Origin of the sequence: Brevibacterium permense (genome assembly GCF_025506275.1) — a bacterium.
GTDB classification, from domain to species: Bacteria; Actinomycetota; Actinomycetes; order Actinomycetales; family Brevibacteriaceae; genus Brevibacterium; species Brevibacterium permense_A.
Map to the genome: position 1 here is coordinate 19,824 of NZ_QYCP01000067.1, position 11,012 is coordinate 30,835.

At 62.1% G+C, this 11,012-nt stretch carries 18 protein-coding genes; 2 read left to right on the forward strand and 16 right to left on the reverse strand.

Annotation, left to right across the window (positions count from 1 at the left end; translation table 11 throughout):
• Position 1 precedes the first annotated feature (1 nt).
• The 3 genes from rpsM to infA all read right to left on the reverse strand — a co-directional run bounded on the left by rpsM (position 2) and on the right by infA (position 976).
• Positions 2–370, reverse strand: coding sequence for a 30S ribosomal protein S13 (rpsM, locus tag D3I60_RS02455; protein WP_025777905.1), 369 nt, complete (start codon positions 368–370; stop codon positions 2–4).
• Between the two features lie 212 nt (positions 371–582).
• Positions 583–696 carry a 50S ribosomal protein L36 gene (gene rpmJ / locus D3I60_RS02460; protein ID WP_009884960.1) on the reverse strand — a complete coding sequence of 38 codons (114 nt, stop codon included), beginning with the start codon at positions 694–696 and terminating at the stop codon, positions 583–585.
• 58 nt (positions 697–754) lie between these two features.
• Positions 755–976 carry a translation initiation factor IF-1 gene (gene infA, locus D3I60_RS02465; RefSeq protein ID WP_009379245.1) on the reverse strand — a complete coding sequence of 74 codons (222 nt, stop codon included), beginning with the start codon at positions 974–976 and terminating at the stop codon, positions 755–757.
• 366 nt (positions 977–1,342) lie between these two features.
• Here infA and D3I60_RS02470 point away from each other — a divergent pair, with 366 nt between their 5' ends.
• The gene (locus D3I60_RS02470) at positions 1,343–2,488 is read left to right on the forward strand and encodes a MalY/PatB family protein (protein ID WP_262774583.1); all 1,146 of its coding nucleotides are present in this window, start codon (positions 1,343–1,345) and stop codon (positions 2,486–2,488) included.
• A 58-nt stretch (positions 2,489–2,546) separates the two neighbouring features.
• Here the strand turns inward: D3I60_RS02470 and D3I60_RS02475 are convergent, their stop codons facing one another.
• Positions 2,547–3,431, reverse strand: a complete 885-nt coding sequence (locus D3I60_RS02475) for a PaaX family transcriptional regulator (RefSeq protein ID WP_262774584.1) — start codon at positions 3,429–3,431, stop codon at positions 2,547–2,549.
• A gap of 79 nt (positions 3,432–3,510) precedes the next feature.
• Here D3I60_RS02475 and D3I60_RS02480 point away from each other — a divergent pair, with 79 nt between their 5' ends.
• The gene (locus D3I60_RS02480; protein WP_262774585.1) at positions 3,511–3,750 is read left to right on the forward strand and encodes a hypothetical protein; all 240 of its coding nucleotides are present in this window, start codon (positions 3,511–3,513) and stop codon (positions 3,748–3,750) included.
• Between the two features lie 9 nt (positions 3,751–3,759).
• Here the strand turns inward: D3I60_RS02480 and map are convergent, their stop codons facing one another.
• The 12 genes from map to rplN form a co-directional block, all read right to left on the reverse strand.
• Entirely contained in the window at positions 3,760–4,596 is an 837-nt protein-coding gene (map, locus tag D3I60_RS02485) for a type I methionyl aminopeptidase (RefSeq protein WP_262774586.1), read from the reverse strand.
• Positions 4,593–5,159: an adenylate kinase gene (locus D3I60_RS02490; protein WP_262774587.1), complete on the reverse strand. Its 567-nt coding sequence runs from the start codon at positions 5,157–5,159 to the stop codon at positions 4,593–4,595. The genes map and D3I60_RS02490 overlap by 4 nt, the downstream gene beginning before the upstream one ends.
• Before the next feature lie 49 nt (positions 5,160–5,208).
• Entirely contained in the window at positions 5,209–6,510 is a 1,302-nt protein-coding gene (gene secY / locus D3I60_RS02495) for a preprotein translocase subunit SecY (RefSeq protein ID WP_139468549.1), read from the reverse strand.
• 347 nt (positions 6,511–6,857) lie between these two features.
• Positions 6,858–7,310, reverse strand: a complete 453-nt coding sequence (gene rplO, locus D3I60_RS02500; RefSeq protein WP_101546948.1) for a 50S ribosomal protein L15 — start codon at positions 7,308–7,310, stop codon at positions 6,858–6,860.
• A gap of 1 nt (position 7,311) precedes the next feature.
• Positions 7,312–7,494: a 50S ribosomal protein L30 gene (gene rpmD, locus D3I60_RS02505; protein ID WP_025777914.1), complete on the reverse strand. Its 183-nt coding sequence runs from the start codon at positions 7,492–7,494 to the stop codon at positions 7,312–7,314.
• Positions 7,494–8,177, reverse strand: a complete 684-nt coding sequence (gene rpsE, locus D3I60_RS02510) for a 30S ribosomal protein S5 (protein ID WP_216657189.1) — start codon at positions 8,175–8,177, stop codon at positions 7,494–7,496. Before rpsE ends, rpmD begins: the two co-directional genes overlap by 1 nt.
• A complete protein-coding gene (gene rplR / locus D3I60_RS02515) occupies positions 8,174–8,554 on the reverse strand; it encodes a 50S ribosomal protein L18 (protein WP_092015640.1) in 381 nt (126 codons plus the stop codon). Before rplR ends, rpsE begins: the two co-directional genes overlap by 4 nt.
• A gap of 2 nt (positions 8,555–8,556) precedes the next feature.
• Entirely contained in the window at positions 8,557–9,093 is a 537-nt protein-coding gene (gene rplF, locus D3I60_RS02520; protein WP_262774588.1) for a 50S ribosomal protein L6, read from the reverse strand.
• 17 nt (positions 9,094–9,110) lie between these two features.
• Positions 9,111–9,509: a 30S ribosomal protein S8 gene (gene rpsH / locus D3I60_RS02525; protein ID WP_025777918.1), complete on the reverse strand. Its 399-nt coding sequence runs from the start codon at positions 9,507–9,509 to the stop codon at positions 9,111–9,113.
• A 67-nt stretch (positions 9,510–9,576) separates the two neighbouring features.
• Positions 9,577–10,146 (reverse strand): 50S ribosomal protein L5, encoded by a 570-nt coding sequence (gene rplE / locus D3I60_RS02530; protein WP_039206325.1) that lies wholly within the window; start codon positions 10,144–10,146, stop codon positions 9,577–9,579.
• Complete coding sequence (gene rplX / locus D3I60_RS02535) at positions 10,146–10,514, reverse strand: 50S ribosomal protein L24 (RefSeq protein WP_262774589.1); 369 nt, start codon at positions 10,512–10,514, stop codon at positions 10,146–10,148. The genes rplE and rplX overlap by 1 nt, the downstream gene beginning before the upstream one ends.
• A 2-nt stretch (positions 10,515–10,516) precedes the next feature.
• Positions 10,517–10,885 (reverse strand): 50S ribosomal protein L14, encoded by a 369-nt coding sequence (gene rplN, locus D3I60_RS02540; RefSeq protein WP_025777921.1) that lies wholly within the window; start codon positions 10,883–10,885, stop codon positions 10,517–10,519.
• Between the last annotated feature and the right edge of the window lie 127 nt (positions 10,886–11,012).

The following is an 11,012-nucleotide window of genomic DNA, read 5'->3' on the forward strand; positions in this document are numbered from 1 at the left end:
GTTACTTCTTCTTACCGGCCACGGTGCGCTTCGGTCCCTTGCGGGTACGCGCATTCGTCTTGGTCCGCTGACCGCGAACCGGCAGACCGCGGCGGTGACGCAGGCCTTCATAGCTTCCGATTTCGACCTTGCGGCGGATATCGGCGGCCACCTCACGACGGAGGTCACCCTCAACCTGGAATGTGCCCTCGATGTAGTCACGCAGCTGGACGAGCTCTGCGTCGCTCAAGTCCTTCACACGGGTATCAGGGCTGATTCCCGTTTCGGTCAGGGTCTGGCGCGCACGGGTGCGGCCCACACCATAGATGTAAGTCAAGGCGACTTCCACGCGCTTTTCACGCGGGATGTCGACTCCGGCAAGTCGTGCCATGGGTACTGTCTCCTGTTGTTGTTTCGGAGGTGCTGATGCAAACCTGTCCTTGGTCTCCCAAGGTCTCCGGCCCCCGACCGGAGGTATCGTCCTGCGTCCGTTCCCCGGAAGCTCTCACTTCTCATGGGTCCGAACGAAGATGGCGAGGTTTGCGCGGGTGTGGTGCTGCTGAGGCTCCGATGTGGAGCCTCGATCTGCTCGAAACGAGCTGCTCAGCCCTGGCGCTGCTTGTGGCGCGGGTTGGAGCAGATGACGATGACCCGACCGTGACGGCGGGTAATCTGGCAGTTCTCGCAGATCTTCTTGACGCTGGGCTTAACCTTCATCGTTTTTCCTTCTTTCGGTCCCTGCCCGCCCGGACAGGACGCGAATGATCGAAGATCCTTACTTGTAGCGGTAAACGATTCGTCCGCGCGAGAGATCGTATGGAGACAGCTCCACAATGACCCGGTCCTCGGGAAGGATGCGGATATAGTGCTGACGCATCTTTCCGGAGATATGTGCGAGCACCTTGTGCCCATTGCTCAGCTCAACCCGAAACGATGCGTTCGGCAGAGCCTCGACAACGGTGCCTTCGATCTCAATGACCCCTTCTTTTTTGGCCATATCGTTCGCTAACCTCGTATTCCCGCGAAACCTTCGCGTTCGACGTAATCGTGTATCACCGACTCAATGCCGGTGACCCCTCGGTCTGCAGTCCTCGTCACCACATAAAAGAAGTGGATGGCAGAAGCCGCCCACATCTGAAAAGGATGAGTTGAATGAGAACAGACCAATCATCAACCCTACACTACGAAGAAAGAATCTTCCACACGGTGCTCGCTTCTGAGCGTGAAGTCCCTTACAATCCCATCTTCGCCGAGGCGGCGCACCGTTCCCATGTCCCCTGACGACGAATGGAGCGCACCTCGGCCGCCCCGACTGCTAGCGTGAGAACCGCACCCGACGCAGTCCCCGAAGAGGAGTACAGAGATGTCCGATTTCGATTCCATCACCGAGGAGTCCCTTGTCGCGAAGGGCGGCCGCAAGTGGTCGTCCTTCCCCGGCTCCATCGGCGCCTTCATCGCCGAGATGGACTTCGGGGTGGCTCCCGCGGTGCGGCAGTCGCTGCAGACCATCGACGATCGTGACCTCTACGGCTACGCTCCCGCCGAACTGACCGCCGACCTGAGAACAGCGACCTCGAGTTTCTGCTCCGAGCACTTCGGCTGGCGGATCCCCGTCGGTCACATCGAACCGGCCAGTGATGTGCTGGCTGCGTTCCTCGGCGTCCTCACCCACCTCACCCCACCCGACACTCCGATCGTGCTGCCGACACCGGCTTATATGCCGTTCTTCGATGTCGCGCGAGTGACCGGCCGCGAGCTCATCGAAGTCCCGATGCTGCGGTCGGAGTCCGGCTGGTCATTCGACCTCGATGCCATCGCCTCTGCCCTGACTCCCGGAGCCACGTTCGTCCTGTGCAATCCGCATAATCCGATCGGCAAGGTCTGCACCGAGGCCGAGCTGCTGGCCCTCGCCGACGTCGTAGAGAAGGCCGGTGCCCGGGTGTTCTCCGATGAGATCCATGCACCCGTCGTCTATGCCCCCGCGCGGCACATTCCCTATGCCACTCTCACCGAGACGACCGCCGCCCATACCGCCACCGCGACAGCCGCGTCGAAGGCCTTCAACATCCCCGGCCTCAAATGCGCCCAGCTCATCCTCACCTCCCCCAGCGACCGTGAGGTTTGGGCAAAGAAGGGACAGTTCGTCTCCGGGGCGGCGTCGAACCCGGGGGTACTCGCCACCACCGCCGCGTACACGCGTGGGAATGACTGGCTGAGCGAAGTCAACGGCTACCTCAAAGGCAACCGCGACCACTTCACCGATCTCGTCGGGTCACTGCTGCCGGGTGCCGCCTATATCGAACCGGAAGGCACCTATCTGGCCTGGTTGGATCTGCGCGGCTATGGACTGGAGTCGAAACTGTCCGATCACATCCGATCCCGCGCAGAGGTGGCCGTGACCGAGGGTCGACTCTGCGGTGAGGTCGGGGCCGGACATATCCGCTTCAACTTCGCACTCCCCCGACCTCTGCTCACCGAGGCGGTCAAGAGGATCGCCCGGATCCTCTGACCATCATGCCCTGGGCTCTCTGACCGACATGTCCGAAGGCCTCCACACCCGACGCTGATCAGTCCTCGGGCAGCCATTCGATGAGTTCGAAGGATGGGCTTGCTCCCGCGCACTCGCGGATCAGCTGATCGAAGCGCAGATAGTATTCGAGATTGCACTGCCGCATCAGCGCACGGAACCGCACGGCCGGCTGAGTCCCGTCGACGAGAGCTTCCGGCAGCAGCGGGTGGGTCATCACCGCACGGGCGACGTCGTAGTACAGATCGAAGAAGCTTCCCAGGCTCAGCCCTCTGCATCCCGTGCCGGGTGCCGAACCTCCCGAACTCAAAGCGTTCATGCGCTCTTCCAGCGGCGGCAGCTGGGCGAGAGCGGCGTCGAGTTCGAATGCCCGAGTCGTCATCCGGCGTGCCGCCGGGAGAGAGTCGGGTGTCAGCACTCCTGCCTCAGACCAGCCGGGAACAGAGACGTGGGGCAACCGCGCCGAGAGCAGAGTGGACTGGTCTGCGAAACCGATCAGGATTCCCGGTCTCAGTTGCCTGTATCCCAGGCTCCGCGCAATGTACTGCAGCCGGTCGCGCAGCCCGCGCTCAGCCTCCGGCACCGAATATACGATGGTGTGGAAGCGCCCCTCATAGTCGGGGAAGATGTGATCACCTGCGATGTCACCGAAGTCTGAGCGGATGTGTTCGCTCAGACGGTAGATGGAGACCCTCCCGATCCGTTCACTGCTGATGATGCCTCGTTGGACCATCCGCACGAGCTGGTTGTGAACACTCGAGGAGGAATACCCGTGTTCACGCAGCACGTTGACGATGACGGGGCCCGGCAGTCCACTGGCCTGCAGGCATCCGAAAACGGAGACCACGTCGAAGGCGATCCGCGTCATCCGATACCGATCACCCACATCTGTCCGACGTTTCGGGACATTGTGGACACTCGTCATGGCCAGATCCTACCGTGAAGACACAAGGATCGGTGCCGACAGGACAGAGATCGCAGCCAAGCGACGAGGGAGCCACGACATGGATGAAGAGAAGCACACACTGGATCAGCGCGCATACCAGACGGCCCGCACCTCCGGACTGCTGGCGGGAGCCATCACGGCTTTCATCGCCTTCTGCGCATTCCAGATATTCGGATTCACCATCGCCGAGACGGCCACGTGGATGTTCGCACTAGCACTGATGGCGGCGTCCGGAACCTTCGTCGCAGTCTACTTCGTCGGCAGGTCTGCCCTGAGAAGGCAGATGCCGGCCGCCTGAGTTCTCCCCTCAGGCATCTTTCGGAGCCACGGGAGTGATTCCGAACGGCGCCAGCCCGGCCGCTCCCCCGTCGACGGCTGTGAGTACCCAGACTCCCCCGTCATGGCGGGCCACGCTGTGTTCCCAGTGGCTCGCCCGTGACCCATCCGCCGTCACGACAGTCCAGTCGTCGGCGAGAGTGCGCGTGTCCGCACCTCCCGTGGTGAGCATCGGCTCGATCGCCAGGCACATTCCGGGCTTGATCTTCGGACCGTTCGAGCGTGCCCGGTAGTTGAGGACCTCAGGCGCCATATGCATGGAGGTGCCGATGCCGTGTCCTGTGAATTCCTCGACAAGGCCCAGATGGGGGAATGTTTCGGAGACGAAGTCATCGATCGAGTCGCCGATATCGCTGACCTTCGCACCGGTCGCGAATGCCGCGATGCCTGCCCACATAGCCGCCTCGGTGGCAGAGGACAGCTCACGGTCGGCTGCAGTGCCCGCTTCTTCGCCGCCGACGATCATCGTCAGGGCCGAGTCCCCGTGGAAGCCGTCGACGACGGCACCGCCGTCGATCGACACGATGTCTCCGGCTTCGAGGACGCGGGATCCCGGGATGCCGTGGACGATCTCCTCGTTCACGGATACGCAGACGACCGCAGGGAATCCCTGATAGCCCTTGAAGTTCGAGCGGGCGCCGGCGGCGTCGATGACGGCCTCCGCAGCGGCGTCCACCTCGGCGGTGGTGGCTCCGGGGACGGCCGCGGACCGGGCCGCTGAGAGCACGTCTGCTGTCAGCTGCCCGGCCCGATGCATGAGCTCAAGCTCTGCGGGAGTCTTCAGCTCGATACGTGGTCCGAAGATCATCGAATGGTCGAGAGGATGCGTTCGGTGATGTCGTCGACTTCGCCGAGTCCGTCGACCTGCCGAAGCAGTCCGCGGCTGCGATAGATATCGGTCAGCGGCTGAGTCTGCTCTTCGTAGACGTCGAGGCGATGACGGATGACGTCTTCGCTGTCGTCGCTGCGGCCCTCGGTCTGAGCACGAGCGAGGAGACGAGCGACGACCTCGTCGGTGTCGGCCGTGAGTTCGACCACGTGCTCGATCGCCTTGTCCTCTGCAGCGAGGATCCTGTCGAGTTCGTCGACCTGGGCGCTGGTGCGAGGATATCCATCGAGGAGGAAGCCTTCGGCTGCGTCATCCTGTGCCAGACGATCTGCGACCATCGAGTTCGTGACCTCGTCGGGCACGTACTCGCCGGCATCCATGTAGCGCTTGGCCAGCTTGCCCAGTTCGGTCTCACCCTTCACATTCGCCCGGAAGATGTCTCCGGTCGAGATGGCCGGGACGCCGAGCGCCTCGGACAGGCGTGCGGCCTGGGTGCCCTTGCCGGCGCCGGGAGGGCCGATCAGGATGATGCGTGAACTCATAAGGTGTCCTTCCAATGGAATGTCCGCTGAACGTCAGCGTCCGGTCGAATCAGCGCAGCAGACCCTCGTAGTGGCGCTGCTGCATCTGCGCGTCGATCTGCTTGACCGTTTCGAGGCCGACGCCGACGACGATCAGCAGTGAGGTGCCGCCGAACGGGAAGTTCTGGTTGGCGTTGATGAGAACCAGAGCGATCAGCGGAATGAGGGCGACGAAAGCCAGGTAGAGCGAGCCGGGGAAGTTGATGCGGCTGAGTACATAGCTGAGGTACTCGGCGGTCGGGCGACCGGCACGGATACCCGGGATGAAGCCGCCGTACTTCTTCATATTGTCCGCGACCTCTTCAGGGTTGAAGGTGATCGCGACGTAGAAGTAGGCGAAGAAGATCGTCAGCAGCGCATACACGGTGATGTAGAGAGGATGGTCACCGCGGGTGAAGTAGGTGTTGATCCATTCGACTGCCTTGGATTCCGGGTCGAAGAACTGCGAGATCAGACTCGGCAGGTAGAGCACCGAGGAGGCGAAGATGACGGGGATGACACCGGCCATATTCACCTTGATCGGGATGTAGGTCGACGTTCCGCCGAACATCCGACGGCCCACCATGCGCTTGGCGTACTGGACGGGGATCCTGCGCTGCGACTGCTCGACGAAGACGACGAGGGCGATGAGGACGAGTCCGACGGCCATGACGATGATGAAGATGTCGACACCCTGCTCGCGGAAGATCGCACCGAGCGAGGACGGGAAGGCAGAAGCGACGGACGTGAAGATGAGCAGCGACATTCCGTTGCCCACACCGTGTTCGGTGATCTGCTCGCCCAGCCACATGATCAGGCCGGTTCCCGCGGTCAGAGTGAGGACGAGGACGGCAATGCCCCACCAGGTGTCGTTGGCGATGAGGTCCTGGCAGTTCTGGACGTCGCCGAACAGTGCACCCGAGCGCACGGTCGCCACGAGGGTCGTCGAATTGAGGATCGCGAGACCGATGGTGAGGTAGCGAGTGTACTGTGTCAGCTTCGCCTGACCAGAGGCGCCTTCCTTATGGAGGGCTTCGAAGCGAGGAATGACCACTCTCAGCAGCTGGACGATGATGCTCGCGGTGATATACGGCATGATGCCCAGGGCGAAGATCGACAGCTGCAGCAGCGCGCCGCCGCTGAAGAGGTTGATCATGGCGAATCCGCCCTCATTGAGCTGAGGCGAAGCCACGCATTCCTGCACCTTGGTGTAGTCGATTCCAGGCGAAGGAATGAACGAGCCGAGTCGGAAGATGACAAGAATGCCCAGAGTGAAGAGGAGTTTCTTCCTCAAGTCGGGCGTTCTGAAGGCCCTCCGGATTGCGCCGATCAAGCGTCCTCCTCGTTGGGGGATGAAAAGTCAGAGTCGTGGTCGCGACCTGGCGATTGAGACAAATACCTGCAAAAGACTACCAGGGTATGCCCTCCAGGCCGAAACCGGCGAAGCCCCACGGCGACTTGGCACAACCTGTGTTCGAGGCAGTCACAGAGCGGTTTCAGACAGGGGTTGAGATGGCATCGGAGCGGTTTCACGCAGTGTTCTAGAGGGCGTCTGGGCGGTCTCGACCTGGTATGGGGCGCACCGCCGCCGGAGTTCAGGGTTGCAAAAGGGGGCGGCCACCGAAGTGACCGCCCCCTTGACCAGCGTTGAAGCCGGGAAACCGTTCCGAGTGGAACGGATCAGGCCTCGTTGGTGCTTCCGCCTGCAGCCTTGATCTTCTCGGCTGCGGAGCCGGAGAACTTGTCTGCAGTGATGTTCAGGGCAACGGTGATCTCACCGGTGCCGAGAACCTTGACGGGCTGCTTTGCGCGCACAGCGCCCTTCTCCACGAGATCGGCGACGGTGACGTCTCCGCCCTCGGGGAACAGGCTGGACAGCTTGTCGAGGTTGACAACCTGGAACTCCACCTTGGCGGGGTTCTTGAATCCACGCAGCTTGGGCAGACGCATGTGCATCGGGGTCTGGCCGCCCTCGAAGCCGTGCGGAACCTGGTAGCGGGCCTTCGTGCCCTTGGTTCCGCGTCCGGCAGTCTTACCCTTCGAAGCCTCACCACGACCGACGCGGGTCTTGGCGGTCTTGGCTCCGGGAGCAGGGCGCAGATCGTGCAGCTTCAGCGAGTCGTTGTTCGACATATCAATCGACCTCTTCCACAGTCACGATGTGGCGGACAGCGTTGATCATTCCCCGGATCTCGGGGCGATCTTCCTGGACCACAACGTCGTTGGTCCGCTTGAGACCGAGCGAACGCAGCGTGTCACGCTGGCTCTGACGGTATCCGATTGCGGACTTGCGCTGAGTAATCTTGAGCTTTGCCATCAGGACTTCGCCCCACTTTCAGCAGCTGCTCGCAGCAGTGCGTGCGGAGCAACTTCGTCGACGGGCAGGCCACGGCGAGCCGCAACCTCTTCCGGACGCTCAAGGCCCTTCAGCGCGGCGATCGCAGCATGCACGATGTTGATCGCGTTCGCCGAGCCCAGCGACTTGGACAGGACGTCCTGGACGCCTGCTGCATCGAGGACCGCACGAACGGGTCCACCGGCGATGACACCGGTACCTGGAGCAGCCGGACGCAGCAGGACGACGCCTGCGGCTTCCTCGCCCTGGATGGGGTGCGGAATGGTCTTCTGGATGCGGGGAACGCGGAAGAAGTTCTTCTTCGCTTCCTCGACACCCTTGGCGATGGCGGCAGGAACTTCCTTCGCCTTGCCGTAGCCCATGCCGACCATGCCGTCGCCGTCTCCGACCACGACGAGAGCCGTGAAGGAGAACCGACGTCCACCCTTGACGACCTTCGACACGCGGTTGATCGTGATGACGTGTTCGATGAACTGGTTCTTGTCTTCACGGTCGTTGCGACCGCCGCGTCCACGGCCTTCGCCGCGTCCGCGACCCTGACCGCCCTGTCCACCCTGGCCACGGCCACGGGAGGAACGGTCACCGCTGTTGTCGGTGCGGGTCTCAGCAGTTGCCTGCTGTTCCTTGTTCTCTTCAGTGCTCATAGGGCCAATCCTCCTTCACGGGCACCTTCGGCGATTGCCTGCACACGGCCGTGGTAGGCATTGCCTCCACGGTCGAAGACGACGGAATCGATTCCGGCGTCCTTGGCGCGCTGAGCAACCAGCTCGCCCACCTTGCGGGCTTTGCCGGTCTTATCGCCTTCGAATGTCCGCAGGTCGGCTTCCATGGTGGAGGCCGAGACCAGGGTCTTGCCGACGGTGTCGTCGATGACCTGGACGAAGACGTGGCGCGTGGAGCGAGTCACTGAGAGGCGAGGGCGCTCGGTCGTGCCGCTGACATGCTTGCGCAGTCGAGCGTGACGACGCTTGCGAGCAGCTGCCCTGCCTTTGCCGTAGCTTTCCTTCTTGCCAAAGGCCATCTTTACTTACCAGCCTTTCCGACCTTGCGACGGACGATTTCGCCGGCGTAGCGCACACCCTTGCCCTTATAAGGCTCGGGCTTGCGCAGCTTCCGGATGTTGGCAGCGGTCTCACCGACGAGCTGCTTGTCGATTCCGTGGACAGCGACCTTGGTCTGACCGTCGACGCTGAAGGAGATTCCCTCCGGCGGTTCGACGACGATCGGGTGGCTGTAGCCGAGGGCGAACTCGAGGTTCGATCCCTTGGCCAGGACACGGTAACCGGTTCCGACGATCTCGAGGGCCTTGGAGTAGCCATCGGTCACACCGACGATCATGTTGTTGATGAGCGTGCGGGACAGTCCGTGCAGAGAACGCGATTCGCGCTCTTCGTCCGGACGGGCAACCGTGATGACACCTTCTTCGAGCAATACGGTGATCGGCTCGGCGATGGTGACGGACAGCTCGCCCTTAGGTCCCTTGACGGCGACATCCTGGCCGTCGACCTTGACCTCGACGCCGCTGGGAACGGAGATCGGGTTCTTGCCAATACGTGACATGTTCTTCTCTCCTTCCTTTACCAGACGTAGGCGAGGACTTCCCCACCCACACCCTTCTTGGCGGCCTGACGGTCCGTCAGGAGGCCTGACGAGGTCGACAGGATGGCGATGCCGAGGCCGCCGAGAACCTTGGGCAGGTTCGTGGACTTCGCGTAGACGCGCAGTCCCGGCTTCGACACACGGCGCAGGCCGGCGATCGAACGTTCCCGGTTGGGTCCGAACTTCAGGTCCAGGAGCAGAGTCTTGCCGACTTCGGCGTCTTCGACGCTCCAGCCGGTGATGTAGCCCTCGGTCTTGAGGATCTCGGCGATGTTCGACTTGAGCTTCGAGAACGGCATGCTGACGTCCTCGTGATAAGCCGAGTTGGCGTTGCGCAGACGCGTAAGCATGTCTGCGACTGGATCAGTCATTGTCATTTGGGCACTTGCCCTTCCTCGTTACGGTTTCCGCCCACGTACTGTGCTTGGACCTGCAACGTAGCGATTATTTTTGTTTGAACGGGAACCCGAGGTGACGCAGCAGAGCACGTCCCTCGTCGTCGGTTGCCGCGGTGGTGACGACGGTGATATCCATACCGCGGACGCGGTCGATCCGGTCCTGATCGATCTCGTGGAACATGGACTGTTCGGTGAGGCCGAAGGTGTAGTTACCGTTTCCGTCGAACTGACGATCCGAGAGTCCGCGGAAGTCGCGGATACGCGGCAGTGCCAGAGTGATCACGCGGTCGATGAACTCCCACATCCGGGCTCCACGCATGGTGACGTGGGCGCCGATGGGCTGACCTTCGCGCAGCTTGAACTGTGCGATGGACTTGCGGGCACGGGTCACGACAGGCTTCTGACCGGTGATCAGAGTCAGGTCGTTGATCGCGCCTTCGATCATCTTGGAATCGCGTGCTGCGTCACCCACACCCATGTTCACGACGACCTTGGTCAGTCCGGGAACCTGCATGGGGTTGGCGTAGTTGAACTCTTCCTGCAGCTTCGCAACGATCTCTTCGCGGTAAATCTGCTTGAGACGCGGTGCGGGACGGCTGGTGGTTGTTTCCGTCATCAGATCTCCTCCCCGGTGCGACGCGAGATGCGAACCCGAACGGTCTTGGTACGACCGTCGCGCTCGACGCTCTCTTCGCGGTATCCGACGCGGGTGGGCTTGTTGTCCTTGGGATCAACGAGCGCCACGTTGGACACGTGGATGGGGGCTTCGTGGGTCTCACGGCCACCAGCGGTGCCGCCGGCCTGAGTCTGCGTAGCCTTCTTGTGCTTGATCACGCGGTTGACGCCCTCAACGAGGACACGGTTGCGTTCGGGGAAGACGGCAAGAACCTTGCCCTGCTTGCCACGATCGCCACCACGGGACTGCCGAGCGCCGGCGATGACCTGGACGAGGTCGCCCTTCTTGATCTTGAGCTTGTTCGCCATGCTCACAACACCTCCGGTGCCAGGGAGACGATCTTCATGAACTTCTTGTCGCGGAGTTCGCGTCCCACGGGCCCGAAGATACGGGTTCCGCGCGGTTCCTCATCGTTCTTGAGGATGACAGCTGCATTCTCATCGAACTTGATGTACGAACCGTCGGGACGACGACGTTCCTTGGCAGTGCGAACGATGACGGCCTTGACGACATCACCCTTCTTCACATTGCCGCCAGGGATTGCATCCTTGACGGTTGCCACGATGGTGTCACCGATCGAGGCGTAGCGCCGACCGGAGCCACCCAGGATCCTGATTGCCAGGATCTGCTTGGCGCCAGTGTTGTCGGCGACTTTGAGTCGCGACTCTTGCTGAATCACTATTTTCTCCTGTCGTCGCGCTGGTTCTCACGCCTGGGCGCGAGCCTTGCGGAACGGATTCATTGACATTTCACCCCGTTCCCGGTAGCCGCCCACGGCCTGCAGGAGGCCGTGGGCGGGACCGGGT